Source organism: Bradyrhizobium sp. SZCCHNS1022, assembly GCF_032484835.1.
GTDB lineage: Bacteria > Pseudomonadota > Alphaproteobacteria > Rhizobiales > Xanthobacteraceae > Bradyrhizobium.
In genome coordinates, this window is record NZ_JAUETT010000002.1 from 1162798 (window position 1) to 1189333 (window position 26536).

The following is a 26536-nucleotide window of genomic DNA, read 5'->3' on the forward strand; positions in this document are numbered from 1 at the left end:
GCGTGCCCACCGTCAAACGGCGAGCTTGTTGGATGGTGGGCACGGCGCAAAGCGCCTTTGCCCACCCTACAACGCTGCGCTGCGTTCGCGATGATGGCACGTCACACCATCATCATCACGGGATTCTCGATCAGCTGCTTGAAAGCGCCGATCAGTTCAGCGCCGAGCGCGCCGTCGATGGCGCGGTGATCGCAGGACAGCGTCACGCTCATCATGCTCGCGACCTCGATCTTGCCATCGCGAACGACAGGCCTCTCCTCTGACGTGCCGACCGCGAGGATCGTCGCGTGCGGAGGATTGATGACCGCGGTGAAATGATTGATGCCGTACATGCCGAGGTTCGACACCGCCGTGGTGCCGCCCTGATATTCCTCCGGCTTCAGCTTGCGTGCTCGCGCACGCGCAGCGAAATCCTTCATCTCGCCCGAGATCGCCGACAGCGTCTTGGTCTCGGCCTTGCGGATGATCGGCGTGATCAGGCCGCCGGGCATCGCCACCGCGACGCCGATGTCGGAATGCTTGTGCTTGACCATGCCGCCTTCGGTCCAGCTCACGTTACAGTCCGGAATTTTCTGCAGCGCGACCGCCATCGCCTTGATGACGAAGTCGTTCACCGAGAGCTTGTAGAGCGGCTTCTTCTCCTTGTCCTTTGGCGCAGCCGCATTGATCTCCTCGCGCGCGGCCAGGAGCTTGCCGATGTCGCAATCGATCGTGAGATAGAAGTGCGGAATGGTCTGCACCGCCGCGGTCAGGCGCTGCGCGATGGTCCGGCGCATATTGTCATGCGGCACGATGTCGTATGAACCCGGCTCGAACAGGGCCAGGATCTGCTTGTCCGACATCGACGGGGCGAGCGCGGGACCAGCCGCAGGCGCGGCGGCCGGAGCCTTCAGGCCACGGCCCGCCTTGGCCTCTTCGACGTCGCGCGCGATGACGCGGCCATGCGGACCGGTGCCGGAAATGCGCGACAGATCGATGCCGGCATCCTTGGCGAGGCGACGCGCGAGCGGCGAAGAGAACACGCGCTCGTGGCCGTTCATCTGCGGCGCAGGCGCCACAGCCTGCGGTGCGGGAGCCGCGGCCGGCTTCGCTGCAGCCGCCGGCGCCGCGGCCGGAGCCGGTGCAGCGACCGGCTTCGGCGCTTCAGCTGAAGGTGCCTTCTCGGCCTGCGGCGCTTTGGCAGGTGCCGCGCTGCCGGCGGCCTTCACATCCTCGCCGTCGCCGGCGAGCACCGCGATCACGTCGTTGACGGCGACGTCCTGCGTGCCTTCCGGCACCAGGATCTTGGCCAGCGTGCCTTCATCGACGGCCTCGACCTCCATGGTCGCCTTGTCGGTCTCGATCTCGGCGATGACGTCGCCGCTCTTGACCTTGTCGCCTTCCTTCTTGAGCCATTTGGCGAGATTGCCCTTCTCCATCGTCGGCGACAAAGCGGGCATCAGAATATTGATCGGCATGATCAGTGACCTTGTTTCGACCTTGGGGTGGTGGTGCCCATATCGGTCGGCCGAGCCAGCTCGGCTTCGAACATTTCGACGATGCGCGAGAGCGCTTCGTCTTCGGACATTTCGGTCTCGCGCGCATAGGCGCGCGCAGCATGGCGGGCCACATCGACCAGCAACAGCCCCCAAACGTCCGGCTCCTCGAAGGCGCGCTGGAACGCGATCGAGAGGCCACCGTCGAGCACGAAGGCGCGCAACACTTCGGTGGCGTCCTCGCGGCCGATGACGTCGGGCGGCAGCGGCTGCTCCTTGGGGCCGGCCATGGTGTCTCCTCGGCGCTTAGCGGTAGCAGACGGATTTCGCGGCCTGCACGACCTCAGCGGCCGAGGGCAGTGCCAGCTTCTCCAGGTTGGCCGCATAAGGCATCGGCACGTCCTTGCCGGAGACGCGCATCACTGGCGCATCGAGATAGTCGAAAGCGTGCTCCATGATGCGCGCGGCGATCTCGGCGCCGACGCCGCTCTGCTGCCAGCCCTCTTCCACCGTCACCGCGCGGCCGGTCTTCTTGACCGAGGCGACGATGGTTTCGGTATCCATCGGGCGCAGCGTGCGCAGGTCGATCACCTCGGCCTCGATGCCCTCCTTGGCGAGTTCCTCGGCCGCCTTGAGCGCATAGGTCATGCCGTTCGACCAGGAGATGATGGTGACGTCCTTGCCGGCGCGTGCGATCCGCGCTTTGCCGATCGGGATCACGTAGTCGTCGAGCTTTGGCACCTCGCCGGAGTGGCCGTAGAGCACCTCGTTCTCGAGGAAGATCACCGGGTTGGGATCGCGGATCGCAGCTTTCAAGAGCCCCTTGGCGTCGGCGGCCGAATAGGGAGCGATCACTTTCAGGCCCGGAACGTGCGAGTACCAGGACGAGTAATCCTGGCTGTGCTGGGCGGCGACGCGCGCCGCGGCACCATTGGGTCCACGGAACACGATGGAGCAGCCCATCTGGCCGCCGGACATATAGAGCGTCTTGGCGGCGGAATTGATGATCTGGTCCATCGCCTGCATGGCGAAGTTGAAAGTCATGAACTCGACGATCGGCTTCAGGCCCGCCATCGCGGCGCCGACTCCGGCGCCCGCAAAGCCATGCTCGGTGATCGGCGTATCCATCACGCGCCGGGCGCCGAACTCCTGCAGAAGGCCCTGCGTCACCTTGTAGGCGCCCTGATATTCCGCGACCTCCTCGCCCATGATGAAGACGTCGGCGTCGCGGCGCATTTCCTCGGCCATCGCGTCGCGCAGCGCCTCGCGGATGGTCATGGTCACCATCTCGGTGCCCGCCGGCACTTCGGGGTCGGGCTCGGCGACGCTCTGTGGCGCTGCCACACCGGTCGGCGCCGGCGAGGCCGGCATTGCGCCGGTCGTCTCGGCGGCCGGCGGCGCGGACTGCGCGGCCTTCATCTCGGGTGCCGGCGCTGCCGCCTTGCCGAGATCGGCAACGCTCTCGCCATCAGCGAGGATGGTTGCGATCGGCGTATTCACGGCGACATCAGCGGTGCCCTCGGGGATCAGGATCTTGCCGAGCGTGCCCTCATCGGTCGCCTCGACCTCCATGGTCGCCTTGTCGGTCTCGATCTCGGCGATCACGTCACCCGACTTGATCTGCTCGCCTTCCTTTTTCAGCCATTTGGCGAGGTTGCCCTTCTCCATCGTCGGCGACAGCGCAGGCATCAAAACTTGAATAGGCATATCAGCTCCGGAAAAACAGCGTCTGCGCTTAGCGATAAACGTCGGTGTAGAGCTCGGACGGATCGGGCTCGGGATCGGCTTGCGCGAAATCGGCGGCCTCGTTGACGATCTTGCGCACATCCGCGTCGATCGCCTTCAAATCCTGCTCGCTGACCTTCGCCGCGAGCAGGCGATTGCGCACCTGTTCGATCGGATCGTGGTCGTGGCGCACCTGCTCGACCTCCTCGCGGGTGCGGTACTTGGCCGGGTCCGACATCGAGTGGCCGCGATAGCGGTAGGTCTGCATTTCCAGAATGTACGGGCCCTTGCCTTCGCGGCACCACGCCACCGCCTTTTCGCCGGCGGCCTTGACCGCGCGCACGTCCATGCCGTCGACCTGCTCGCCAGGAATGTTGAAGGAGATGCCGCGCTTGGAGAAGTCGGTCTGCGCAGAGGCGCGGGTCACCGCGGTGCCCATGGCATAGCGGTTGTTCTCGATCACATAGACGACCGGCAGCTTCCAGAGCTCGGCCATGTTGAAGCTCTCATAGACCTGGCCCTGGTTGGCCGCGCCGTCTCCGAAATAGGCGATCGACACCGAGTCGTTGCCCCGGTAGCGATTGGCGAGAGCCAAGCCCGTACCCAGCGAGACCTGCGCGCCGACGATGCCGTGGCCACCGTAGAAATGCTTCTCGATGCTGAACATGTGCATCGAGCCGCCCTTGCCCTTGGAGTACCCACCGCGGCGGCCGGTCAGCTCGGCCATGACGCCCCTGGCGTCCATGCCGGTCGCCAGCATGTGACCGTGATCGCGGTAGCCGGTAATGACCTGATCGCCCTGCTTGAGCGCCATCTGCATGCCGACGACGACCGCCTCCTGGCCAATATAGAGATGGCAGAAGCCGCCGATCGCACCCATGCCGTAGAGCTGACCTGCCTTCTCCTCGAAGCGGCGGATCAGCAGCATGTCGCGCAGCGCGGTCAGTTCCTGCTCTCTGGTAAATTCCGGCGGCGGCCCGCTTCCCTTTTCCGCGTTTACGTCTTTTGCAGCGCTTTTCTTGGGTGCGGCAGGTGCGGCCATAGCGATTCCGGCTTCAAAGGGGGAAGATTGAACGGCCCTCTCTATCCCAACTCAAACCGGGGTGGAAGGATTGCCGTCGCACGGCAAAAGTTTTGCTATGCCGCAGTGCAGCGCAGATGAAAGTTTTGCAAAGACTTACGGCCGCTGGCGATATTGAATTGCTCAAGAGCGCGGCAGGCCACCACTCTATAGCGCTGCCGGCTGCGCACCTCCCGGAAAGGATGTCCGGCGTCGGTCAAAGCCCATTCACCACAAAAATCGGCGGCACCGCGCTCATCGCGCGATACCGCCGGGGTCCAGTCAGGGAGAGAAAGTCGGGTCCTTAGATCATGATGAGATTAGAAAGAATCGCATCAGGATCTCATCTCTTTGATTGAACATGATCTTTTCGGAAAACCGGTTTCCAGCCTTCCGGACCATGCTCTAGAAGAAGCCCAGCTTCTTCGGGCTGTAGCTGACCAGGAGGTTCTTGGTCTGCTGGTAATGGTCGAGCATCATCTTGTGCGTCTCGCGCCCGATGCCGGACTGCTTGTAGCCGCCGAACGCGGCATGCGCCGGATAGGCGTGATAACAGTTGGTCCAGACCCGGCCGGCCTGGATCGCCCGGCCAAACCGGTAGCAGCGGTTGGCATCGCGGCTCCAGACTCCGGCGCCCAGGCCATAGAGAGTATCGTTGGCGATCGCCAGCGCCTCGTCATCGGTCTTGAAGGTTGTGACCGACACGACCGGCCCGAAGATCTCTTCCTGGAAGATGCGCATCCTGTTGTTGCCCTGGAACACGGTGGGCTGGACGTAGAAGCCGCCGGCGAGATCGCCGCCGAGCTCTGCGCGCTTGCCGCCGGCGAGCAGCTTTGCCCCCTCCTGCTTGCCGATCTCGATGTAGGAGAGGATCTTTTCGAGCTGTTCGTTCGAGGCCTGCGCTCCGATCATGGTCGCCGGATTGCGCGGATCGTCCTGCCTGATGGCGGCAACGCGCTCAAGCGCGCGCGCCATGAACTTGTCGAAGATGTCTTCATGCACCAGCGCGCGGCTCGGGCAGGTGCAGACCTCGCCCTGGTTGAGCGCGAACATCACGAAACCTTCGATCGCCTTGTCGAAGAAGTCGTCGTCCTCGGCCGCAACGTCCTTGAAGAAGATGTTGGGCGACTTGCCGCCCAGCTCGAGCGTCACCGGAATGAGGTTCTGGCTGGCATATTGCATGATCAGCCGGCCCGTCGTGGTCTCGCCGGTGAAGGCGATCTTGGCGATCCGCGGGCTCGACGCCAACGGCTTGCCGGCTTCCAGGCCGAAGCCGTTGACGATGTTGAGGACGCCAGGCGGCAGCAGATCGGCGATCAGCTCGATCCAGACCATGATCGAAGCCGGCGTCTGCTCGGCCGGCTTCAGCACCACGCAGTTGCCGGCCGCGAGCGCCGGCGCGAGCTTCCAGCACGCCATCAGGAGCGGGAAATTCCAAGGAATGATCTGTCCGACCACGCCCAGCGGTTCGTGGAAGTGATAAGCGACGGTATCGTGATCGATCTCGGCAAGCGTGCCTTCCTGGCCGCGCACGACACCGGCAAAGTAGCGGAAGTGATCGATTGCGAGCGGCAGGTCGGCGGCGCGGGTCTCGCGGATCGGCTTGCCGTTGTCCCAGGTCTCGGCCACCGCGAGGCGTTCGAGATTGGCCTCCATGCGATCGGCGATACGGTTGAGGACGATAGCGCGTTCGACGACGCTGGCCCGTCCCCACGCATCCTTTGCGGCATGGGCGGCATCGAGCGCGGCTTCGATGTCCTGGGCGTCCGAGCGCGCGATCTTGCAGACGACCTGGCCGGTCACCGGCGAGACGTTGTCGAAATATTTGCCCGAATACGGCGCGACCCATTTGCCGCCGATGAAATTGTCATAACGCTCGGCGAAGGGCGACGTGGTTGCAGTCAGGAATTCCGGCTTGTTCATGGCGTGTTACTCCCAATGTTTTGTTGCATCGTTCGTCGCTGCGCTTGGCCCGGCAAAGCGGCTTGAGATCGGCGATTTGCAGGGGCGGTTCGCGTGGCTGCGACGTGGCGAACGATGTCGTGAGAGGGCCGACCTGTCAGCCGGGGCGCCAAGGCTCGCTCCCCGGAACTGTCGCAGATCTGCGACAGTTTGCTCCGCGCACGATGAGCGAAGCGCCGGTTGCACGCGGGCGCAGCCACATCCTGCGTCGCGCGCCCTTGCAGGCCCAAGAACGGTGAGAGGCCGGTCAGTGCCCGTTGAGGCCGAAGCGCTTCAGCTTGCGGTGGAGCGTGGCTCTGCTGACGCCGAGCGCCTTGGCCGCGGCCGAGACGTTGCCTTGCGCCCGCAGCAGCGCGCGTTGCAGCACCCCGCGCTCGACATCGCCGAACTGCTCCAGTGCTGCCCCTGGCCCGCTCAGGAGGTCGGCCGCCGGCATCGGCTGAAAGGTCCGGTCCGGCGCAAGTCCCAGGGACGAGCGGGCGGAGCGCGTGGCGCCAACCACGAGGTCATCGGCATCGACCGCAAGCAGCCCGCCACCATGGCCGTCCGGCGCAGGCACAAGGACCATCCTCGCCTTCGGAAAAGCGGCCCTGAACATCTCGGCTTCAATGCGGCGGGCCGCTTCACCGACGGCCAGCGTGATCAGATCCGCAAAGGCTTCGGTGCGATCGGCGCGGCAGGAAGAGACGTCGAGCACACCGACCAGCTTGGCGTCATGATCGTAGATCGGTGAGGCCGTGCAGCTCAGCAAAGTGTTGCGCGTGAAGAAGTGCTGATCGCGGTCGATCGTCAACGGCCGCTTTTCAACGAGACACGTGCCGATGCCGTTGGTGCCTTCGTGCGCCTCGCTCCAGACCGCACCGGTCCAAAGCCCCCAGGATTCGAAGGTGGCATCGTCGGCCGCGGCACCACGGCGATCGACCGGAACGCCATCCTCGGCGGCCAGCAGGACGGAGCAGCCTGTCGCCCCGACCGCCTGATACAGCCGGTCCATGATCGGCCGGGCAGCCTGCAGCAGCGGCGCGGCCCTCTCACGAATCCGCGCAAGCTCGGCCTCGGTCAGCCGGAGCGGCGGCCGGGTGCCGGCGGGATCGAGCTGATGGAATCGGGACGAGCGGCTCCAGGACGCTACGACGGCAGATTTCGCCGCGTGGCCGGAGGCGATGGCGGCCTCAACCAGCGTTGCATGCTGCACGAGCTCGCGCTTATTCATCGCGTTTGGCGCTCCTCCCAGAACCACTGCTAAGGCAGCCGGCCCGGCTCCGTTTGATCTGCGTCAAACTTGGAAACCGACAGACAGACCGGGACGTCACGCGCCCGTACCTGAGCTCTCCTCGGCTGCGGCGTCGGGCCGGAAGACGAGATTACCGCGGATGATTGATCCTGACCAGATCGTGTGGGTTGGCATAATCGAGCTGAAAGCGTGCCCGTTCATCGAGCATGTCGGGATCGATACGGTCGGCGCGCAACAGCGACACCCGCTTCTGGCTGTCGGCGCGCTCTTGCTTCAGCCGCACCAGCTCCGAGGTCAGCGCGATGATCTCCTGGTCGAGTTCCTGGCGGGCGGTCAGGCCGTAGCGCCCGGTATAGGCGTTGATGCCGAAATAGCCGATGATGGCCGCCGCCATCGTGTACAGGGCGAGCCCGGTCAGGAATGATTTAAGACGCGCGCGGGAGACCATGGGCCGCAGGATGCGGCGACTTGGTTAAGGCAGCCTTAAGGCAGGACCATCGCAAGCAGCCGAACCCGACCGGGCCTCATGGTTCGAGACGCGCCGCAAGCGGCGCTCCTCACCATGAGGGTCTGTCATTTGCCGCAAAACAAACCCTCGTCCTGAGGAGCTCGCCGGAGGCGAGCGTCTCGAAGGACGACCGCGAGAGAGATCGTCGGCCGAGTTTTTTCCTATCGATACCCTGCCGCTTGCGGGGCGAGGTTGTCGCGATCACGCCGCGAGCGCTGTGACAATCTGAGCAAGCTGCCGTCTCACCTGTTCTGCTTCTCCACGAACGCGGCAAACGCTTCAAGATATTGCTGCAGCACCACCTTCAGCGAGTCCTTGGTCAACTCGCCCTGGTCATCGAACGCGTCACCGACGCCGTTCAGATAGATTTCCGGCTGCCCCATGATCGGGCCAGAGATGCCGGGCATGATGGTCTGCAAATGCTTGGCTGCCGATACGCCGCCGAGCGGTCCGGGCGAATTCGAGACGATGCCGATCGGCTTGCCCAGGAATGAGCTCTTGCCATAGGGGCGCGAAGCGATGTCGATGGCGTTTTTCAGGACGCCGGGAATGGAGCGGTTGTACTCCGGCGTCAGGATGAGGACGCCATTCGAGTGCTGCAGCTTCTCGCGCAGCCTCAGCCAATCCGCCGGCGGATTGGCCTCGATATCCTGGTTGAAGAAGGACAGATCATGCAGCGTGGTCACGGCGACCGAGAGGCTCGCCGGCGCCAGCTTGGCCATGGCATTGGCGATCTTGAGCGTGAAGCTCTCCTTGCGGAGACTGCCGACGAGCGCAACGATAGAATACGGGCCAGGCATCAGGCGTCCTTTCGAGCCAAAAGAGGTCGGGCGACTTAACTCTCATGAGAAAATCATGCAAGTGCATGAAGCATGAGTTTTTAGAAACTCAGCGTTTCCCGATGGTCGCGACCGACATCATCATGTTCGTGCCACACCGCATGGGGGCAACTGGCGCCGTCGACACGTCATTGCACGTCGAAGTCCGCTCCTGGACATTCCAAGCTTACCATCGTCGCGCTCATTTGTGCGGTCTGCAAGGTTGGAATGGCAACGACCTTCCAATGACCCGGCTTGTTGAGCCAGAACTTCCGCCGTGACGTGGCGATGCGGCGCTCGGAATATCTGGTGCCCTGCCAAATCATCACCGCCTTCGGCTTCGGCGGGGCAACCTCGTGCCACGGTCCGAGATCGCCATGATCCAGGAACAACAGATGCCATTGGATGGTCTGGAACTCGTGATGTGCAACGATCACCTCGACGATCGAAGGCTTGGCGAGCGAAGTCGCGCCGAACTCCGATGGAGACAGCAGCTGGCAACGCGTATGCAGCGGCTCCTGGATGTGGAGCAGGTTGTCTTTCTGCGCAGCGGTCAGCATGGCGGATGTGGCGGGAAGCCCCGCATTGGGATCGTTGGTCGGGAATGAGCAAAGCGGCACGCCGGACGGCCCCTGCCCGGTCCAGGGATTGTTGGTGCAAGTGGCGTTCTGTGACCAGCTTGACCAGCCGTTGGAGACCGTCTCCTCCGCCTTCCCCGTCTCGCGATCCCACACGCCGGTGAGCTTGACTGTTTTGTTCGGCGGACAGGCCATCTCCTTGCCGCCTTTCCACCAATGCGTGGTCTCGAACTCATAGATCGAATAGCGCGGCTGGGGATATTGAACGGCTTTGGCACTCGTCAGCGCGTGGTACTGAACGCAGCCGATGCCTTGGGTATCCAGAAAGCAGACGATCGGGAAATTCTCGCTCGGCCAGCAGCCGGCCCGCGCCGAGGAGGTCGATGCGAACACCGCAATCACAAGCGCAAAGGCGAGGATACAAACGCGCATGGACCACCCCATCCCGTTACTCACAACGTGAGGTGGAATTTGCGCTTGGCTTCGCCAAGAGCCTTGATCAAAATCAACTTCGCCTGCGGTCCGCACAAGTGCTCGCTCGCGCCGCATCATGGGCTGCCGCGAAACGATCGCTACCGGCCCGCATCCTCCCCGATGCAGCGCGTGAATTCAGCGACTGCCTTGTGGGTCAGCCAGATCGCCTGCGGCTCGACCGGTTGCGCCCAGGACGAGACCTTCGCAATGACTATGTTGTTGACGGTATCGACGAACAGGTTCTGGCCGTGGATGCCCATGGCGAACAGCAGCTGCGGCGCGTCGTCGATGACGTACCAGCCGCTGCGGTAATGCATGTTCCTGCTGATCGCCGCGAAGCTGTCGCGCCACTGTCCCTCGCGCCAGGCCTCGGCATCGCCGCCGTGCCTGATGTCCTCGATCCAACGCTCCGGAATGATCTGGTTGGAATCGCGATGGCCATTTGCGAGTACGAGCTGGCCGAGGCGGGCAAAGTCGCGCAGCGTCGCGCAGAAGCCGCCGGTGCAGCGCGGCGCGCCTTTGGCATCCACGGTGATGTAAGTCTCTCCGCTGGCGCCCATCGGCTTCCACAGCAGCGTGCCGACCAGATTGGCAAAGCTGCGCCCCGTAGCGCGTTCGATCACCCAGCCGAGCAGATCGGTATTGGCCGATACATAGCTGAACGGGCCGCCATGCGGTTTCGCCTGCGCCCGCATCGTTGCGTAGAAGCCGTGCAAGTCGGCCGTCGCGCCGGGCGCCACCGGCTCCCAGCCGCTCGCATCGGCATAGGCTTGCAACCCTGCAGCGTCCAGCACGACGCCCGCGCGCATGTCCAGGAGTTCGCGAATGGTCGCACCGCGATAGGCCGTCGCGGCAACTTCGGGGATGTAGGTCGTCACCTCCGCGTTCACGTCGAGTTCGCCGCGCCCCACTAAGATGCCGGCCATCAGGCCCGTGATCGACTTGGTCGCGGACATCAGGATGTGCGGCGTCTCGCGATCCAGGCCGCCATCGTAGAATTCGAAGACGATGCGGCCGTCATGCAGCACGACGAGCCCGTCCGTGGCGGTGGTCTTGAGAAAGCCCGCGAGATCGAGGCGCGATCCATTCGGCAGCTTCAAACTGAAGTCGTCGAACTCTCGCGGGCGCGCCGGCAACGGCCACGCACTGCCCGGGGCACTTTCGATATCGGCGACGGGAAGGATGGCGCGGATGTTGCGGAATGCCTGGCGGCTGTACGGCGCCGTGCGCCAGTTGGATCGGTCGGCGCGCGCGGGCAAAGGATCAATCGACATTCACAGTCCGGGTCAATTTGCGAAGCGAGATAGATAGACTCGCGCTGCCCAGAACAAAAGATGCCGCGACGCTGCAAAAGCAGGCAGGCCGCCGTTCCGGCGACCTGCGAGGTTGAAGGGCCGGATGGTCAGATCACCGGATTCCAGGGCGCCGGGATCAACCGGTATGTGCTGCCGTTCTTCTCGACGTGGCCGACCGACGGAAACTGGAAGTGGAAGCCGATCACCGTTGCCTTCTCCGCTGCGGCCATGTCGTAGAATTTGTGCCGCGTCGCCTGCGCCAGTTCGGCATCGGTGTCATACATCACGTGCCAATCCGGGTTACGCAGGAAGAACTCCGGAATGTTGGTGACGTCGGACTGAATGAGAACCTTGGCGTTGCCCGAGGCGACGGCGAATGACGTATGGCCCGGCGTGTGACCGGGGGTCCCGATCGCGGTGATGCCGGGGGCGACCTCCTTGTCCCAATCATACTTGGTGACCTTGCCCTCGAGCCTCGCGAACACCTTCTTGAAGTTTGCAAAGTTGCCCTTCATCAGGTCCGACTGCGCCTTGGCGGCGTTGTCGTCGCTCGCCCAGAACTCCCATTCCTTGGCGGGCACCTTGAGCTCGGCGTTCGGGAAGGCCAACGCGCCGTCCGCGAGCCTGATGCCGTTGATATGATCGCCATGCATATGGGACAGCACCACGATGTCGATGCTCTTGGGATCGACGCCGGCGGCGGCGAGGTTCTGCAAGGTGCGGCCGACCGCGCCTTTGCTGGCCTCGAGATTGGCGACGCCATTGCCGGTGTCGATCAGCACCAGCTTGGATCCGGTATTGATCAGCTGCGGATTGAACGGCACCGTCACCATGCCCTTCGGCATGTAGGCCTCGTCGGCTGCCGCGAGGGCCTCCTCCTTCGGCAGATTGGTGACGAACTTGTCGGGCATCGGGAATGTGCGCGCGCCGTCATTGATCGACGTGCACTCGTAGTCTCCAACCTTGTAGCGATAGAAGCCCGGTGCCTGGGCGCCGGCCGCCGGCACCGCTGCCCGCGCAATTGATAGTCCGAGCGGCGACAACGCGCTTGCGGCTCCCACAGCAGCGGCAGCGGCCAGAACTTGACGGCGGCTCAGATCGGTCATGGCGAATTTCTCCCCTCAGCAGTTTTGCGGCGCACGCCGCATCCATTCGCGAGCGGATTTTCTCCGGCCGCGGCGAGAAGGCAAGGGCGGCAGCGGCCGCCGGGCGCGACCTTACGTCACTTATCTTTGTTCGGGTCGATAAGGAATTTTTCGCCAGTTGCCCGTTTGGCGTAGACCGCGAGGTTGGCGGGATCGAGCGCCTCGGTCAACGAGACCACCTTGGTGTAGTGGCTCGCGAACGTCGTCTTCAATTCGTCGAGGACACGCTGGCGCAGCCGCTGCCCGTCGGCCTGACCGATCTTCATCAGGAACGGGAATAGCAGCCAGCCCCCGACGCTCCAGGCCATGCCGAAGGAGCGCGCGATCTCGGTCGGGCGCGTATCGAGGGCGCCGTAGATATAGACCTGCTTGTGCACGCTCGAACCGTAGCGGCTGTAGGCGCGTTTGCCCGACTTGTTGATCGCGGCCTCCATGCCAGTGAGGATCTGGCCGGCCAGCTTGCCGCCGCCAATGGCATCGAAGGCGATCGTCGCGCCGGTCTCGACCAACGCGTTGATCAAGGATTCCATAAAATCCGGCGCAGTGGAGTCGACGATATATTTGGCGCCGATCTTCCGCAGGATCTCCGCCTGCCCGGCGCTGCGCACGATATTGACCAGCGGAATGCCGTCCTTGAGGCAGATCCTGTTCAACATCTGCCCGAGGTTGGAGGCAGCCGCGGTGTGGACCAGCGCGGTGTGCCCTTCCCGCTTCATGGTCTCGGTCATGCCGAGCGCGGTGAGCGGATTGACGAAGCAGGAGGCGCCTTCCGCCGCCGTCGTGCCCTCCGGCAGCGCCAAACATTCCGCGACCTTCAAGCAGCGATATTGCGCATACATCGCGCCGCCGATCATCGCGACCGTCCGGCCCATCAGTGCCTTGGCCGCATCGGACGAGCCGGTCTTGATGACGACACCGGCGCCCTCATTGCCGACCGGCATCGACTCGCCGACGCGGCCGGACATTGCCCGCATGCCGGCTTCCGGCACCTTCGCCGTGATCACCGGATGCTCCTTGCTGCCGGACGCCTGCATGGTCGACAGATCGGCGGCTCCAACCAAAAGCCCGAGGTCGGACGGATTGATCGGCGCCGCCTCGACCCGCACCACGACCTCGTCGGGCCCGGGTTCGGGAGTCGGCACGTCGAGCAACGAGATTTCGAGCTCGCCGCTCGCCTTGATCAATGTGCGCAGTTGCAGACCATGCGTCGCATCAGTCATGCCGTCCTCCCTTGCCGCTCGCACCCAGCTATGGAAACGAGCTGGGCCTGCAATCTTTGTCGTTGCCATCCTTCGAGACGGCCGCCTGCGGCGGCCTCCTCAGGATGGGGATTTTGCCCGCCGCGAGATTCTCGCCGCTCATAGTGAGGGCGCGGCAACGCCGCGCGTCTCGAACCATGAGCCCAGCGGGGTGCGGGGTTGATCAGACCAGCGCCTTCAGCGCCGCCCTGCCCGCATACTTCGCCTGGGAGTCCAGCTCCTCCTCGATGCGCAGGAGCTGGTTGTACTTCGCGGTGCGGTCGGAGCGCGCCAGCGAGCCGGTCTTGATCTGCCCGCAATTGGTAGCGACCGCGAGATCGGCGATGGTGGAGTCCTCGGTCTCACCGGAGCGGTGCGACATCACCGCGGTGTAGCCGGCCTTGTAGGCCATCTCGACCGCGGCGAGCGTCTCGGTCAGCGTGCCGATCTGGTTGACCTTGATCAGGATCGAGTTGGCGCGGCCCGCTTTGATGCCATCGGACAGACGGTCCACATTGGTGACGAACAGGTCGTCGCCGACGAGCTGGCACTTGCCGCCGACCAGGTCGGTCAACTCCTTCCAGCCGTCCATGTCGTCTTCGGACATGCCGTCCTCGATCGAGACGATCGGGTAGCGCGCAACGAGATCAGCCAGATATTTCGCCTGCTCGGAGCGGGAGCGGGTCTTGTTCTCGCCGCCATAGACGTATGTGCCGTCCTTGAAGAACTCGGTCGCGGCGCAGTCGAGCGCCAGCATCACGTCCTCGCCTGCGGTGTAGCCGGCCTTGCCGATCGCGCTCATGACGAAGTCGAGCGCGGCGTCCGCCGACGGGATGTTCGGCGCGAAGCCGCCCTCGTCGCCGACATTGGTGTTGTGACCGGCCTTCTTCAACTCGCCGCGCAGCGTGTGGAAGATCTCGGAGCCGCAGCGCAGCGCCTCGGCGAAGGTCGGCGCGCCGACCGGCATGATCATGAATTCCTGGAAGTCGATCGGATTGTCGGCGTGCACGCCGCCATTGAGGATGTTCATCATCGGTACCGGCAGCGTGCGCGCATTGACGCCGCCGACATAGCGATAGAGCGGCATGTCATAGGAGATCGACGCCGCCTTGGCGCAGGCGAGCGAGACGCCCAGAATGGCATTGGCGCCGAGCCGGCTCTTGTTCGGGGTGCCGTCGAGCTCGATCAGGATCTGGTCGATGGAGACCTGGTCCTGCACCGCCATGTCGCTGAGCGCTTCATAGATCTCGCCATTGACGGCCTCGACCGCCTGCTGCACGCCCTTGCCGAGATAGCGGTCCTTGTCGCCATCGCGCAGCTCGACCGCCTCATGGGCGCCCGTGGACGCCCCCGACGGCACCGCGGCCCGGCCCACCGAGCCGTCCTCCAGCACGACGTCGACCTCGACCGTGGGATTGCCGCGGCTGTCGAGAATTTCGCGGCCGATGATGTCGACGATGGCGGTCATGGGTTCCTCATGTGTTTCTTGGGTCAACCGTTCGGCGCCGCTTCTAGCGCAAGGCCGCGGGTGCGAAAAGGCCAAGGAGAATGAAGCAAGCACCCGTGACGGGCTTGCCGCGATTGGCTATGGGAGGGTGGAACGGAGACCCCCATGGCGAAAAAACCCGACAAATCCGAGGCTTCAGCCCCACTTCAGCTGGGACAAGCGGTTGCGTGGCCGGATCGCCCCGAGGCCGCCCGGCTCGACCGGGTGCCCAATCCGCAGAAGGACACCGACTATCTGACCCGCTTCACGGTACCGGAGTTCACTTCGCTCTGCCCGGTCACGGGCCAACCGGATTTCGCGCATCTGGTGATCGACTACGCGCCGGGTCCATGGCTGCTGGAATCGAAATCGCTGAAGCTCTATCTGGCGAGCTTCCGCAACCATGGCGCCTTCCACGAGGACTGCACGGTTGCGATCGGCAAGCGGATCGCGGCCGAGATCAAACCGAAATTCTTGCGCATCGGCGGCTACTGGTATCCGCGCGGCGGCATTCCGATCGACGTGTTCTGGCAGACGGGCAAGCTGCCGAAGGGACTGTGGGTGCCCGACCAGGGCGTGGCGCCCTATCGCGGGCGGGGCTAGGTCACAGCATCCGCCGGCGGCCGCTGCCGGATCAGCGCGGCGCAGACAAAGCCGAGGGCGATCATGATGCCGGCCGCAGCCATCAGGCTCGGCAGCTTGCCGGCATGGACGACGCCGAAGCCATAGGCGATGGGACCGACGGTCTGGCCCATAAAGAAGGAGAACGAGTGCAGCGACATCGCGGTCGCGCGCGCCTCGATAGACAGTTCGCTGGCGAAAACCTGAAGACAGCCGTGGATCATGTAGAAGCCCCAGCCCATCAGCAGCATGCTGGCAAACTGCACCTTCCAGCCCGGACCAAAGGCGATCGCGATCAGTTGCAGGCCGACGAGAGCGGCCCCCGCGATCATCATGCCCTTGACGCCGAGCCGCGGCAGGAATTGCGACACCGTGAAGGTGTAGAACAGCCCTCCGACGGCAAAGCCCGCGATCACGATGCCGGCGATCGAGAGCGACTTCTCGCCGAGATCGAACAGGAAGGCCGCGATGAATGGAAACAGCCCGAACACGCAGCAGCCTTCGATGAAGACCGCGGAAAAGCAGTAGCGCGTGTTCGGATTGCTGAAGATTGTGCGATAACCCTTCCTGAGCGCTGCGAAGTCGGTCGTCGGCGCATGCGTCAGGCTCGCCCCGCGAAAACCGGCGAAGACCGCGATGGCAGCGATCAGTCCGAGCACGCCGAGCGTCGCGAGCACGCCGCGCCAGCCGATGAAATCGCCGATAACGCCGGACGCGGTGGCGCCGAGCAGATTGCCGGCCATCGACCCTGCCAAGGTACGGCCAATCGCGACCTGGCGCTTGGCAGGCGCGACCAGATCGCTCGTCAGGCCGAGCGCGACCGGAAACACGCCTCCGGAGGCGATGCCAGCGAGAATGCGGGTTGCGAACAGGGCGCCGAACGAATTCGCGAGCGCGCCGAGGATGCTTGCAACGCCAAGCAGCGCCAGGCAGAGCGTCATCAACCGCGCCTTGCCGAACATATCGGCGGCCGCACCGATCAAGGGTTGGACCAGCGCATAGATCAAGGCATAGCCGGCAGCGAGGCCTGCGGCCGTGGCGATGCTGATGGCGAAATCGTCGGCCACGTGCGGCAGCACCGGATCGAGCGCCCTGGTCGAGAGCGCCGCCGAGAAGCCGGCCAAAGCAATGATGTTGATCGCTGGCGGGAAGCGCTGTTCCGACGGCCGGGCGACGGTCTGATGCATCAACGCCCCTGCCCTTTGGCAAGCGCGTCGAATGCCATCAGGGTGCGCAGCAATCCCTCGAACTCCGAGAGCGGGACCATGTTGGGGCCGTCCGAAGGAGCGTGATCGGGATCGGGATGGGTTTCGATGAACACGCCGGCGACTCCAACCGCGACCGCGGCGCGCGCCAGTACAGGCACGAATTCGCGTTCGCCGCCGGAGGAGGTGCCCTTCCCGCCCGGCTGCTGCACCGAGTGGGTCGCATCGAAGATGACCGGCGCACCGGTGGTACGCGCCATGATCGGCAACGAGCGCATGTCCGAGACCAGCGTATTGTAGCCGAACGACACGCCACGCTCGGTCACCAGTACATTGCGATTGCCCGCGCTCGTGATCTTGGCCACCACATTGGCCATGTCCCAGGGCGCGAGGAACTGGCCCTTCTTGACGTTAACGACCTTGCCGGTCGCGGCCGCCGCAAGCAGCAGGTCGGTCTGCCGGCACAAGAAGGCCGGAATCTGCAGCACGTCGACAGCCTGCGCCACCTCGGCGCATTGCGCCGGCTCATGCACATCGGTGAGCACCGGCAGGCCCAGCGAGGAGCGGATCTCGGCAAAGATCGGCAGCGACTCCGATAACCCCAAGCCGCGTGCGGCCGACGCGCTGGTGCGATTCGCCTTGTCGAACGAGGTCTTATAGACGAGCCCGATCTTGAGCCGCGCCGCGATCTCCTTCAGGGCCGAGGCCACTTCCAGCGCGTGGTTGCGGCTTTCGAGCTGGCACGGCCCCGCGATGACGGCGAGCGGCAACGCATTGCCGAAACTGACGGAGCCGGCAGTGACGACGGCCGCGGCTGGTGTGGTTGAGTTCAAGAGATCATCCTCGTTGCGTCCGACCATGGCGCAATGGCGCGGCCGGGATCAACCGGCAATCGCGACCGAATGGCTGGGTTGCGCAGCTCGGACGCTGCGCCCGCCGCGGCGCTACCGCATCGCCGAAAACGCCGTCGGCGTCAAAAGCTGGCTGGTAATATTGGCGACGATCTGGCCGTCCTCTTCGCTCTTCGCACGCGCCGCGAGCCACTCCGGATCGGTCGCGAACGCCGTCCAACGGGTTTCGCGCTCCGCAAGCGATTCCCAAGCCAGGAAGTAGGTCAGCTCCTGGTTGGATTCGCCGATCAAAGTGGTGAAAAAGCCGACCGGACGGATGCCATGCTTCTCGAACAGCTTGAGCGTGACGGTCTCGAAGCGCTTCAGCAGCGCCGGCAAGCGGCCGGGAATGCAGTGATAGATGCGGCTTTCGTAGATCATCGGTTCCTCCCTAATCGGTCGTTCTTTGATCAGGGAGCCTTGTCGCAACAATCGCGGCCACCGTCAAAGGCAGCATCACACCAGGCGCGACTGCACCATCGCGGCCCGAACGAAGGACGCAAACAGCGGATGCGGCTCGAAGGGCCGCGACTTCAGCTCCGGGTGGAACTGCACGCCGATGAACCAGGGGTGGTCCTCATATTCGACGATCTCCGGCAACACGCCGTCCGGCGAGAGGCCGGAGAATTTCAAGCCATGCTGCTCGAGCCGATCCTTGTAGGCGGTGTTGACTTCGTAACGGTGGCGATGGCGCTCGGAGATCTCCGTGGCGCCGCCATAGACCTCCGAGACCCGACTGCCCCGCTTCAGCACCGCAGGATAAGCGCCGAGCCGCATGGTGCCGCCGAGATCGCCGCTCTTGGAACGCTTCTCGAGCTCGTTGCCGCGCAGCCATTCGGTCATCAGGCCGACCAGCGGCTCCGGCGTCGGGCCGAATTCGGTCGAGTTCGCTTCGGCAATCCCAACCAGATTCCGCGCCGCCTCGATCACCGCCATCTGCATGCCGAAGCAGATGCCGAAATACGGCACGTCGCGCTCCCTGGCGAACTGTGCCGCGCGGATCTTGCCTTCGGCGCCGCGCTGGCCGAATCCGCCGGGCACCAGGATGCCGTTGACGTGCTCCAGGAACGGCGCAGGATCTTCGTTCTCGAACACCTCGCTCTCGATCCAGTCGAGCTTGACGCGGACCTTGTTGGCGATGCCGCCATGCGACAAGGCCTCGATCAGCGATTTATAGGCGTCCTTCATGCCGGTGTATTTGCCGACGATCGCGATCGTCACGTCGCCTTCCGGATTGCGGATGCGCTCGTTGATGGTGTGCCAGCTGGCCAGCGCCGGCGGGATCTTGGGCGCAATGCCGAACGCGGCCAGCACCTCGTCGTCGAGGCCAGCCGCATGATAAGCCTCGGGCACGGCATAGATGTTGTCGACGTCGCGGGCCTCGATCACGGCGCTTTCGCGCACGTTGCAGAACAGTCCGAGCTTGCGCCGCTCCTCCTTCGGAATCTCGCGATCGGTCCGGCACAACAGGATGTCCGGCTGGATGCCGATCGAGCGCAGCTCCTTCACCGAGTGCTGGGTCGGCTTGGTCTTCAATTCGCCTGCGCTCGGGATATAGGGCAGCAGCGTCAGGTGGATGTAGATCGCGTGCTCGCGCGGCAGATCGTTCTTGAGCTGCCGAATCGCCTCGAAGAATGGCAGGCCTTCGATGTCGCCCACCGTGCCGCCGATCTCGACCAGAACGAAATCGAACGGATCATTGTCGGAGACGATGAATTCCTTGATCGCGTTGGTGACGTGCGGGACGACCTGGATCGTTGCACCGAGATAATCGCCGCGCCGTTCCTTGGTCAGGATGTCCTGATAGATGCGGCCCGTGGTGATGTTGTCCTGCTTGGTTGCTGGACGTCCGGTGAAGCGCTCGTAATGGCCGAGATCGAGATCGGTCTCGGCACCGTCATCGGTCACGAACACTTCGCCGTGCTGGTACGGCGACATCGTGCCGGGATCGAGGTTGAGATAGGGGTCGAGCTTGCGAAGGCGGACCTTGTAGCCGCGCGCCTGCAGAAGCGCACCGAGTGCGGCTGACGCCAGACCCTTGCCGAGCGAGGAGACCACGCCGCCGGTGATGAAGATATACCGCGCCATGGGACTTTACCTTTAATGCCGCTGACGCGATTCGCCAAAACGAATCGCACAAAGCCCGCAAGTGGCTCGCGGGCCTGTGGGTTACAGGAAAACTGAAATCTTTTCAGTCGGTTAATTCAGAAATTCACAGACAGAAAGCCAGCCGGCTTCTGCATGGCGGCCCCGCATTATTGCGATTGCGGAGCCTGCGGCGCTGCCGGAGCCTGGTTCTGCTGCTGCTCGTCCGCCTTCTTCAGTTGATCCAACAGCCCGCCACCGGCCGGCGCGACCGGCGTTGCACCGCCTGCCGGCTGCGTCTGGCCCGGGACGTTGTTGAGGATCGAGGCCGGCTTGCGATCAAGGCCCGCCAGCCAGGACAGCAGCAGGCTGGTAAGGAAGAAGCCGGCCGCCAGCACCGCCGTGGTCCGCGTCAGCAGATTCGCGGTGCCCCGGCTCGACATGAATCCGGCGCCACCACCCATGCCCAGGCCACCGCCTTCGGACTTCTGCAGCAGCACCGCGCCAATCAGAACGGAGACGATCATGAGGTGAACGACGATGACGACAGTCTGCATAATGACCTTCAGTCGCAAGCCCCAGGTTGCAACCGGGCCGGAGGCCGGGTCGCAAGGGCTTTGCGGGTTCTTCGGAAATTTGCGCGGTGTTACACGATCGAAACCGGCATTTCTACCCCGCAGATAATCGCGTCCGCGCTCATCGCAAGCGCCGAATGGCTACGGGAGCCACTTGCGAACTACCTTACCGTCGTCTATTAGAATAGACAAATGGATCATATTATAGACGATCTCAGCCGGCGTCTCGCCCGCCGGCTCCAGCTCGAACGTGACACCCGCGGCTGGTCCCTGGCCGAGCTCGCCGAGCGCTCTGGTGTCTCCAAGGCCACCATCAGCAAGATCGAACGCGCCGAGGTCAGCCCCACCGCGACCGTGTTGGTCCGGCTCGCCAGCGCCTTCGACCTGACCTTGGCCGGCCTGATGCTCCGCGCTGAGCAACATGGCGAGCGCGTCTCCAGGGCGAGCGAGCAGCCGGTCTGGCAGGATCCTGAAAGTGGCTACGTCCGCAAGCAGGTCTTCAGCCGCCCTGACCATCCGGTCGAACTGGTGGAGGTCGAGATGCCTGCGGGGCAGAGCGTGACTCTCCCGGCCTCGTCTTATGCCCACATCCGCCAGCTGCTCTGGGTGCAGCGCGGCAACCTCGTGATCACCGAGGGCGGCGAGCGACATGAACTCGGCCCGGGCGACTGTCTCGGCTTCGGCCAGCCCGCCGAGACGGTGTTCGCCAACGAGACCGATGCCCCCTGCGTCTACGTCGTCGCGCTCGCGCGGAGCTGAGCTATGTTGCGGATCAAAATCGAGCCGTTGTCGGATACGCCCGAGATCCGGGCGGCGTTGGGCGAACTCCTGGTCGAAACCGTCGCAAGCGGCGGCTCGGTGAGCTTCCTGCATCCGCTCCCGGTCCAGATCGCGGAGGAATTCTGGCGGAAGTCACTCGCCGCGGCCACTCGCGGCGAACGAATCATCCTCGGCGCCTTCGATCGAGAGGACCTGGTTGGCACGGTAACGTTGCAGCTCGACCTGCCTCCGAACCAGCCGCACCGTGCTGAAATCGCCAAGATGATGACGCGGCTCAGCCACCGCAATCGCGGGATCGCAACGGCCCTGCTACGCGCAGCCGAACAATTGGCCTGCGCGTACGGCCGAACCTTGCTGGTGCTCGATACCGCTGTCGATGGCGGCGCTTCGCAGCTTTATGAGGGGCTCGGCTTTCAGCTCAGCGGCGTCATTCCGGATTACGCCTTCAAGCCGCATGGCGGCCTGACCGGCACCAAGATCTACTGGAAAAAGATCGCCACAGCGGTTTAGCAGGCCTTCGCGATTGCCAGGAAGTCGACCGCCTTCAGGCTGGCTCCGCCGATCAGCGCACCGTTGACATTGGCGACCGCGAGCAGCTCGGCGGCATTCGAAGGCTTCACCGACCCGCCATACAGGATTCGCATCCGCGCCCCCTCGGCCTTGAAGCGTTCGGTCAGCAATCGCCGGATAAACCCATGAATCTGTTCGACATCGGCCGCAGTCGGTGTCAGCCCGGTGCCGATCGCCCAGACCGGCTCGTAAGCGACGACCATATTGTCGGCGCGGGAGCCGTCCGGCAGGGACAGGTTGAGCTGCCCGCGCAGGATATCCAGCGTCTCGCCAGCGTCTCGCTGGTGCAGGGTCTCGCCGATGCAGGCGATAGCGGTCAGACCCGCCCGCCAGACCGCCTCGACTTTCCGGTGGACGACGTCGTCGCTCTCGGCATGATCGGCCCGACGCTCGGAATGGCCGACGATGATGGCCGCGGCCCCCGCATCAGCCAGCATCTCCGCGGAAATGTCGCCGGTGTGGGCGCCGGAGACCGCCGGATGGCAATCCTGCGCGCCGACCGAGAAGGCCTTCGTCCCACGTGCCTTGTCCGCGAAGCCCGCCAAGAGGGTCGCCGGCGGGCAGACCAGGAGATCGGCCTTCGCAGCGACGTCGGGGGCCCCGGCCAGCATGGCATCGAATTCGGCGATCGAGGCCTTCAGGCCGTTCATTTTCCAGTTGCCGGCGATCAGCGGCCGGATGCGGTCGGTCATGGCAAGATTCCAGCGGGCGTTTGTGACTTGGAGCGGTGATCCGGATGCGCTAGCAGAGCGCAACGATCAACGCCAGAGAGGACGCCCTGTCCGCCTGATTCCACCGCGGAGCCGAGGTTGCGACCGGGTGCAGCCCTCTTTATAAGCCTTTTCAATTCGGTGACGGGCTTTTGCGGAAATCTCCTTTAAGAGCCGTCGCTTCCTTCCTGCAGACAGATTGGACCCATGCTTCGAGGATTACGCAAGGCCTCATCAAACTGGCTCGGCAAGACCATCATGGCGGTGGTCATGGGCGTATTGATCGTCAGTTTCGGCATCTGGGGCATCGCCGATATCTTCCGCGGCTTCGGGCAATCGACGGTCGCGACGGTCGGACACACCGAAATCTCCATTAACGAGTTCCGGCAGATCTACACCGACCGCTTGCAGCAGATCGGCCGCCAGTTCGGCCGGCCGCTGACCATGGACCAGGCGCGCGCCTTCGGCCTCGACCGCAGCGTGCTGCAGCAGACCCTCGCTGAAGCTGCCCTGGACGAGGAGGCACGCCGGCTCGGCCTTGGCCAATCCGATGCCGAGACCATGCGGGTGATCTTCGCCGATCCGACCTTCAAGGGCCCCAACGGTGCCTTCGACCCGCAACGCTTCCAGGCCATCATCCGCAATGCCGGCTTCACCGAGCAGCGCTATCTTGCCGACCAGCGCCGGGTATCGCTGCGCCACCAGATCGCGGGCACGATCTCGTCGGGGCTCGAGACCCCGAACACGATGGTCGACGCCCTGAGCCGCTATCAGAACGAGCAGCGCTCGATGGAATACATCAAGCTCGATCAGACGCAGGCCGGCACCATCGATCCCCCCTCGCCCGAAGCGCTGGCGGCGTATTTCGACGAGCACAAGGCGCAGTTCCGCGCGCCCGAATACCGCAAAATTTCCTTCGTGCTGGACACGCCGGAGGAGATCGGCAAATGGACTGACGTGTCGGACGAGGACGCCCGAAAAGCGTTCGAGCAGCGGCGCAGCCTGCTCGGCACCCCTGAGAAGCGCGAGGTCCAGCAGATGACCTTCCCGACCATGGAGGAGGCGCAGGCCGCGCGCGCCCGCATCGCCTCGGGCGTAGTGACGTTCGACGAACTCGCCAAGGAGCGCAATCTCAACCCGGCGGATCTCGACCTCGGCCTGGTGGCGAAATCGGCCATTCTCGATCCTGCCATTGCCGACGCCGCCTTCTCGCTGCCGACCGGCGAGGTCAGCGAGCCGATCAAGGGCGCATTCAACGTGGCCTTGGTGAAGGTCAGCGCCATCCAGCCCGGCGAGCAGCCGAGCTACGAGAGCCTCGCGAGCGAGATCAAGAAAGAGATCGCGGCCGAACGCGCCCGTTCGCAAGTCGCAACCTTGCGCGACAAGATGGAGGATGAGCGCGGCGGCGGCGCCAGCGTGGCGGAGGCCGCGAAAAAGCTCGGTCTCACGCCTGTGACGATCGACGCGGTTGATCGCTCGGGGCGCCAGCCCAACGGCCAGCCTGCTCCCAACATTCCTCTCGGGCTCGACGTCGTCGCCCAGTCCTTCAACAGCGATGTCGGGATCGACAACGAGCCGATCTCCTTCCGCGGCGGTTATGTCTGGTACGAAGTGCTCGGCATCACCCCACCCCGCGACCGCACGCTCGACGAGGTGAAGGGCCAGGTCGAGGCGCGCTGGCACGATGACGAGGTTGCGGCCAAGCTGCGAACCAAAGCATCCGAGCTGGTCAAGAAGCTCAATGACGGCGGCAAGCTCGCCGACGAGGCGACCGCGCTCGGCGTGAAGGTCGAGACCGCCAGCAATTTCAGGCGCGATGCCACGCTGCCGGGCGTGCCCGCCGGCGCGGTCACTGCAGTTTTCCGGACCGGCAAGGATACCGCCGGACAGACCGACGCCAATGGCGGCAGCCGGTGGATCGTGTTTCGCGTCACCGATGTCACCGTCCCTCCGATCGATCTGGCGTCGAACGACGTCAAGAAGCTGAAGGATACGTTGCAGCGGGCCTTGAACGAGGAGCAGACGACGGCCTACGTCGCAAAGCTCGAGAAGGATATCGGCACCACGATCAACGAGGCCGCCGTTGCACAGGTGGTCGGCGGCAACAACCAATAACCCCGTCTGAAGGCACGCGATGAACGATCTCAAGTCGATCATTGGCAAGGTTGCGACCGGCGCGACCCTGTCCCGCGCGGAGGCGGCCGCCGCCTTCGACAGCATGATGTCCGGCGAAGCCACGCCGTCGCAGATGGGGGCGCTGCTGATGGCGCTGCGGGTCCGCGGCGAGACCGTCGACGAGATCACCGGCGCGGTCAGCGTGATGCGCGCCAAGATGCTTCGCGTCGACGCGCCGTCCAATGCGATCGACATCGTCGGCACCGGCGGTGACGGCTCCGGCTCGGTGAACGTCTCGACCTGCGCCTCCTTCATCGTCGCGGGCGCCGGCTTGCCGGTGGCCAAGCACGGCAACCGCGCGCTCTCCTCTCGTTCGGGCGCCGCCGATGTGTTGGCCTCGCTCGGGGTCAAGATCGATCTGAAGCCCGAGGAGGTCGGCCGCTGCGTGCGCGAGGCCGGCATCGGCTTCATGTTCGCCCCTGCGCATCACCCGGCGATGAAGAACGTCGGCCCCACCCGCGTGGAGCTCGCTACCCGCACCATCTTCAACCTGCTCGGCCCGTTGTCCAATCCGGCTGGCGTCAAGCGGCAGATGGTCGGCGTGTTTTCGCGGCAATGGGTAGAACCGCTGGCGCAGGTCCTGAAAAATCTGGGCTCGGAAGCGGCCTGGGTGGTTCACGGTTCCGATGGCCTGGACGAGATCACCCTCACCGGCCCGACCTTTGTCGCCGCGCTGGAGAATGGCAATATCCGCACCTTCGAAGTCTCGCCCGAAGAGGCCGAGCTCGATCGTTGCGGCGGCGATGGCCTGAAGGGCGGCGACGCGGCGGCCAATGCCGTCGCGTTGCAGAGCGTACTGGACGGCATGCCGAGCCCCTATCGCGATGTCGCTCTTTTGAATGCCGCAGCGGCGCTGGTCGTCGCCGGCCGTGCTAAGACGCTGAAGGAAGGCGTTGCGATCGGCAAGGAGTCGCTCGACAGCGGCGCAGCAGCGGCGCGGCTGAAACAGCTGATCGCCGTGTCCAATAGCTAGATTAAGACCAGATCATGATGCGATTAGAAAGAACCCCATCATGATCTCATCTCTTTGATTGAGCGTGATCTTTTCGGAAGACCGGTTTCCGCTTTTCCGGATCAAGCTCGAAATGTAAGGCGTGGCGCGAGATGTCCGACATCCTGAAAAAGATCGAGGCCTATAAGCGCGAGGAGATTGCGGCGGCGAAGCGTGTGCATCCGCTGTCTGAGCTCGACTCCCTTGCCCGTGCGGCTACGCCGCCACGCGGCTTCGTTCAGGCCATCCGCAGGAAGCACACAGCCGGCGATTATGCTCTGATCGCTGAGGTGAAGAAGGCCTCACCGTCGAAGGGGCTGATCCGCGCCGATTTCGATCCGCCAGCGCTCGCCAAGGCCTATGAGGCCGGCGGCGCCGCCTGCCTGTCCGTTCTGACCGATGCACCATCGTTCCAAGGCCACCTCGATTTCATGGTGGCGGCGCGCGCGGCAACATCGCTGCCCGTCCTGCGCAAGGATTTCATGTTCGAGCCCTATCAGGTGGTCGAAGCCCGCGCTCATGGCGCCGACTGCATCCTGATCATCATGGCTGCGCTCGATGACGAAGCGGCGCGCGAGATCGAGGCAACCGCGCTTGCCTACGGCATGGACGTGCTGCTCGAGATTCACGATCAGGCGGAGCTCGATCGCGCGCTCAAGCTCCGGTCGCCGATGATCGGCATCAACAATCGCAATCTGCGGACCTTCGAAACCAGCCTTGCGACATCCGAAGCGCTCGCGCCGCTGGTGCCGAAGGAGCGCCTGCTGGTCGGCGAGAGCGGGATCTTCACGCCGGCCGATCTGGCTCGCCTCGAACGTGTTGGCATCCGCACCTTCCTCGTGGGCGAAAGTCTGATGCGGCAGGCCGATGTGACGGCAGCCACTCGTGCCCTGCTCGCGCGCGATGACCACGCGGCGAGCGCCGCGGGCTAGGCTC

General features: G+C 64.3%; 25 protein-coding genes. 6 read left to right on the plus strand and 19 right to left on the minus strand.

From position 1 onward, the window contains the following. Positions 1-101: 101 nt before the first annotated feature. The 13 genes from QX071_RS18955 to eno form a co-directional block, all read right to left on the minus strand. Positions 102-1457, minus strand: a complete 1356-nt coding sequence (locus QX071_RS18955) for a pyruvate dehydrogenase complex dihydrolipoamide acetyltransferase (protein ID WP_315704147.1) — start codon at positions 1455-1457, stop codon at positions 102-104. A gap of 2 nt (positions 1458-1459) precedes the next feature. Further along, a complete protein-coding gene (locus QX071_RS18960; protein WP_008968862.1) occupies positions 1460-1765 on the minus strand; it encodes a DUF5076 domain-containing protein in 306 nt (101 codons plus the stop codon). A gap of 16 nt (positions 1766-1781) precedes the next feature. Next, positions 1782-3182 carry a pyruvate dehydrogenase complex E1 component subunit beta gene (locus QX071_RS18965; protein WP_315704148.1) on the minus strand — a complete coding sequence of 467 codons (1401 nt, stop codon included), beginning with the start codon at positions 3180-3182 and terminating at the stop codon, positions 1782-1784. 28 nt (positions 3183-3210) lie between these two features. After that, entirely contained in the window at positions 3211-4242 is a 1032-nt protein-coding gene (gene pdhA, locus QX071_RS18970) for a pyruvate dehydrogenase (acetyl-transferring) E1 component subunit alpha (RefSeq protein ID WP_315704149.1), read from the minus strand. Between the two features lie 423 nt (positions 4243-4665). After that, positions 4666-6183 (minus strand): aldehyde dehydrogenase, encoded by a 1518-nt coding sequence (adh, locus tag QX071_RS18975; protein ID WP_315704150.1) that lies wholly within the window; start codon positions 6181-6183, stop codon positions 4666-4668. 286 nt (positions 6184-6469) lie between these two features. Next, positions 6470-7435, minus strand: coding sequence for a GAF domain-containing protein (locus QX071_RS18980; RefSeq protein WP_315704151.1), 966 nt, complete (start codon positions 7433-7435; stop codon positions 6470-6472). Positions 7436-7586: 151 nt separating this feature from the next. After that, a complete protein-coding gene (locus QX071_RS18985) occupies positions 7587-7904 on the minus strand; it encodes a septum formation initiator family protein (RefSeq protein WP_315704153.1) in 318 nt (105 codons plus the stop codon). A 302-nt stretch (positions 7905-8206) separates the two neighbouring features. Further along, the gene (locus QX071_RS18990; protein ID WP_315704154.1) at positions 8207-8764 is read right to left on the minus strand and encodes an NADPH-dependent FMN reductase; all 558 of its coding nucleotides are present in this window, start codon (positions 8762-8764) and stop codon (positions 8207-8209) included. A gap of 167 nt (positions 8765-8931) precedes the next feature. Beyond that, positions 8932-9792 carry a hypothetical protein gene (locus QX071_RS18995; RefSeq protein WP_315704155.1) on the minus strand — a complete coding sequence of 287 codons (861 nt, stop codon included), beginning with the start codon at positions 9790-9792 and terminating at the stop codon, positions 8932-8934. A 140-nt stretch (positions 9793-9932) separates the two neighbouring features. After that, positions 9933-11108, minus strand: coding sequence for a serine hydrolase (locus tag QX071_RS19000; RefSeq protein ID WP_315704156.1), 1176 nt, complete (start codon positions 11106-11108; stop codon positions 9933-9935). Between the two features lie 128 nt (positions 11109-11236). Further along, complete coding sequence (locus QX071_RS19005; protein ID WP_315704157.1) at positions 11237-12235, minus strand: MBL fold metallo-hydrolase; 999 nt, start codon at positions 12233-12235, stop codon at positions 11237-11239. A gap of 116 nt (positions 12236-12351) precedes the next feature. Then, positions 12352-13494: a zinc-binding dehydrogenase gene (locus QX071_RS19010; RefSeq protein WP_315704158.1), complete on the minus strand. Its 1143-nt coding sequence runs from the start codon at positions 13492-13494 to the stop codon at positions 12352-12354. Between the two features lie 202 nt (positions 13495-13696). Next, entirely contained in the window at positions 13697-14980 is a 1284-nt protein-coding gene (gene eno, locus QX071_RS19015; RefSeq protein ID WP_315704159.1) for a phosphopyruvate hydratase, read from the minus strand. Between the two features lie 144 nt (positions 14981-15124). On the opposite strand from eno, the gene queF reads away from it, so the two are divergent. Beyond that, positions 15125-15601, plus strand: coding sequence for a preQ(1) synthase (gene queF / locus QX071_RS19020; RefSeq protein WP_315704160.1), 477 nt, complete (start codon positions 15125-15127; stop codon positions 15599-15601). Here the strand turns inward: queF and QX071_RS19025 are convergent. The 5 genes from QX071_RS19025 to secG form a co-directional block, all read right to left on the minus strand. Continuing rightward, complete coding sequence (locus QX071_RS19025; protein ID WP_315704161.1) at positions 15598-16806, minus strand: MFS transporter; 1209 nt, start codon at positions 16804-16806, stop codon at positions 15598-15600. The genes queF and QX071_RS19025 overlap by 4 nt on opposite strands. Beyond that, positions 16806-17684 (minus strand): 3-deoxy-8-phosphooctulonate synthase, encoded by an 879-nt coding sequence (kdsA, locus tag QX071_RS19030; protein ID WP_409977497.1) that lies wholly within the window; start codon positions 17682-17684, stop codon positions 16806-16808. Before kdsA ends, QX071_RS19025 begins: the two co-directional genes overlap by 1 nt. Positions 17685-17768: 84 nt before the next feature. Next, entirely contained in the window at positions 17769-18095 is a 327-nt protein-coding gene (locus QX071_RS19035; RefSeq protein WP_315704163.1) for an NIPSNAP family protein, read from the minus strand. A gap of 75 nt (positions 18096-18170) precedes the next feature. Further along, complete coding sequence (locus tag QX071_RS19040; RefSeq protein WP_315704164.1) at positions 18171-19802, minus strand: CTP synthase; 1632 nt, start codon at positions 19800-19802, stop codon at positions 18171-18173. Positions 19803-19969: 167 nt separating this feature from the next. Further along, positions 19970-20356, minus strand: a complete 387-nt coding sequence (secG, locus tag QX071_RS19045; RefSeq protein ID WP_315704165.1) for a preprotein translocase subunit SecG — start codon at positions 20354-20356, stop codon at positions 19970-19972. A 210-nt stretch (positions 20357-20566) separates the two neighbouring features. On the opposite strand from secG, the gene QX071_RS19050 reads away from it, so the two are divergent. Both QX071_RS19050 and QX071_RS19055 read left to right on the plus strand, forming a co-directional pair. Beyond that, positions 20567-21133 (plus strand): XRE family transcriptional regulator, encoded by a 567-nt coding sequence (locus QX071_RS19050; RefSeq protein WP_315704166.1) that lies wholly within the window; start codon positions 20567-20569, stop codon positions 21131-21133. 3 nt (positions 21134-21136) lie between these two features. Beyond that, positions 21137-21664, plus strand: coding sequence for a GNAT family N-acetyltransferase (locus QX071_RS19055; RefSeq protein WP_315704167.1), 528 nt, complete (start codon positions 21137-21139; stop codon positions 21662-21664). Here the strand turns inward: QX071_RS19055 and tpiA are convergent. Beyond that, positions 21661-22416, minus strand: coding sequence for a triose-phosphate isomerase (gene tpiA / locus QX071_RS19060; protein WP_315704168.1), 756 nt, complete (start codon positions 22414-22416; stop codon positions 21661-21663). The two genes, QX071_RS19055 and tpiA, sit on opposite strands and share 4 nt — an antisense overlap. Positions 22417-22641: 225 nt before the next feature. Between tpiA and QX071_RS19065 the strand changes: the two genes are divergently transcribed. The 3 genes from QX071_RS19065 (at position 22642) to trpC (ending at position 26532) form a co-directional block, all read left to right on the plus strand. Then, positions 22642-24549 carry a peptidylprolyl isomerase gene (locus QX071_RS19065; RefSeq protein WP_315704169.1) on the plus strand — a complete coding sequence of 636 codons (1908 nt, stop codon included), beginning with the start codon at positions 22642-22644 and terminating at the stop codon, positions 24547-24549. A gap of 19 nt (positions 24550-24568) precedes the next feature. Further along, positions 24569-25582: an anthranilate phosphoribosyltransferase gene (trpD, locus tag QX071_RS19070; RefSeq protein WP_315704170.1), complete on the plus strand. Its 1014-nt coding sequence runs from the start codon at positions 24569-24571 to the stop codon at positions 25580-25582. A 131-nt stretch (positions 25583-25713) separates the two neighbouring features. Further along, positions 25714-26532: an indole-3-glycerol phosphate synthase TrpC gene (trpC, locus tag QX071_RS19075; RefSeq protein WP_315704171.1), complete on the plus strand. Its 819-nt coding sequence runs from the start codon at positions 25714-25716 to the stop codon at positions 26530-26532. Positions 26533-26536: the final 4 nt, after the last annotated feature.

Excerpts from the sequence above, each read along its gene's own strand:
- queF (WP_315704160.1), top strand. The coding sequence starts at position 15,125 with ATGGCGAAAAAACCCGACAAATCCGAGGCTTCAGCCCCACTTCAGCTG.
- tpiA (WP_315704168.1), bottom strand. The coding sequence starts at position 22,416 with ATGACCGACCGCATCCGGCCGCTGATCGCCGGCAACTGGAAAATGAAC.
- QX071_RS19005 (WP_315704157.1), bottom strand. The coding sequence starts at position 12,235 with ATGACCGATCTGAGCCGCCGTCAAGTTCTGGCCGCTGCCGCTGCTGTG.
- trpC (WP_315704171.1), top strand. The coding sequence starts at position 25,714 with ATGTCCGACATCCTGAAAAAGATCGAGGCCTATAAGCGCGAGGAGATT.
- pdhA (WP_315704149.1), bottom strand. The coding sequence starts at position 4,242 with ATGGCCGCACCTGCCGCACCCAAGAAAAGCGCTGCAAAAGACGTAAAC.
- QX071_RS19065 (WP_315704169.1), top strand. The coding sequence starts at position 22,642 with ATGCTTCGAGGATTACGCAAGGCCTCATCAAACTGGCTCGGCAAGACC.
- QX071_RS18960 (WP_008968862.1), bottom strand. The coding sequence starts at position 1,765 with ATGGCCGGCCCCAAGGAGCAGCCGCTGCCGCCCGACGTCATCGGCCGC.
- QX071_RS19050 (WP_315704166.1), top strand. The coding sequence starts at position 20,567 with ATGGATCATATTATAGACGATCTCAGCCGGCGTCTCGCCCGCCGGCTC.
- trpD (WP_315704170.1), top strand. The coding sequence starts at position 24,569 with ATGAACGATCTCAAGTCGATCATTGGCAAGGTTGCGACCGGCGCGACC.
- QX071_RS18990 (WP_315704154.1), bottom strand. The coding sequence starts at position 8,764 with ATGCCTGGCCCGTATTCTATCGTTGCGCTCGTCGGCAGTCTCCGCAAG.
- QX071_RS19040 (WP_315704164.1), bottom strand. The coding sequence starts at position 19,802 with ATGGCGCGGTATATCTTCATCACCGGCGGCGTGGTCTCCTCGCTCGGC.
- QX071_RS19035 (WP_315704163.1), bottom strand. The coding sequence starts at position 18,095 with ATGATCTACGAAAGCCGCATCTATCACTGCATTCCCGGCCGCTTGCCG.
- QX071_RS18985 (WP_315704153.1), bottom strand. The coding sequence starts at position 7,904 with ATGGTCTCCCGCGCGCGTCTTAAATCATTCCTGACCGGGCTCGCCCTG.
- QX071_RS19010 (WP_315704158.1), bottom strand. The coding sequence starts at position 13,494 with ATGACTGATGCGACGCATGGTCTGCAACTGCGCACATTGATCAAGGCG.
- QX071_RS18980 (WP_315704151.1), bottom strand. The coding sequence starts at position 7,435 with ATGAATAAGCGCGAGCTCGTGCAGCATGCAACGCTGGTTGAGGCCGCC.
- QX071_RS19055 (WP_315704167.1), top strand. The coding sequence starts at position 21,137 with ATGTTGCGGATCAAAATCGAGCCGTTGTCGGATACGCCCGAGATCCGG.
- QX071_RS18965 (WP_315704148.1), bottom strand. The coding sequence starts at position 3,182 with ATGCCTATTCAAGTTTTGATGCCTGCGCTGTCGCCGACGATGGAGAAG.
- secG (WP_315704165.1), bottom strand. The coding sequence starts at position 20,356 with ATGCAGACTGTCGTCATCGTCGTTCACCTCATGATCGTCTCCGTTCTG.
- QX071_RS18955 (WP_315704147.1), bottom strand. The coding sequence starts at position 1,457 with ATGCCGATCAATATTCTGATGCCCGCTTTGTCGCCGACGATGGAGAAG.
- kdsA (WP_409977497.1), bottom strand. The coding sequence starts at position 17,684 with ATGGTCGGACGCAACGAGGATGATCTCTTGAACTCAACCACACCAGCC.
- QX071_RS18995 (WP_315704155.1), bottom strand. The coding sequence starts at position 9,792 with ATGCGCGTTTGTATCCTCGCCTTTGCGCTTGTGATTGCGGTGTTCGCA.
- QX071_RS19000 (WP_315704156.1), bottom strand. The coding sequence starts at position 11,108 with ATGTCGATTGATCCTTTGCCCGCGCGCGCCGACCGATCCAACTGGCGC.
- QX071_RS19025 (WP_315704161.1), bottom strand. The coding sequence starts at position 16,806 with ATGCATCAGACCGTCGCCCGGCCGTCGGAACAGCGCTTCCCGCCAGCG.
- adh (WP_315704150.1), bottom strand. The coding sequence starts at position 6,183 with ATGAACAAGCCGGAATTCCTGACTGCAACCACGTCGCCCTTCGCCGAG.
- eno (WP_315704159.1), bottom strand. The coding sequence starts at position 14,980 with ATGACCGCCATCGTCGACATCATCGGCCGCGAAATTCTCGACAGCCGC.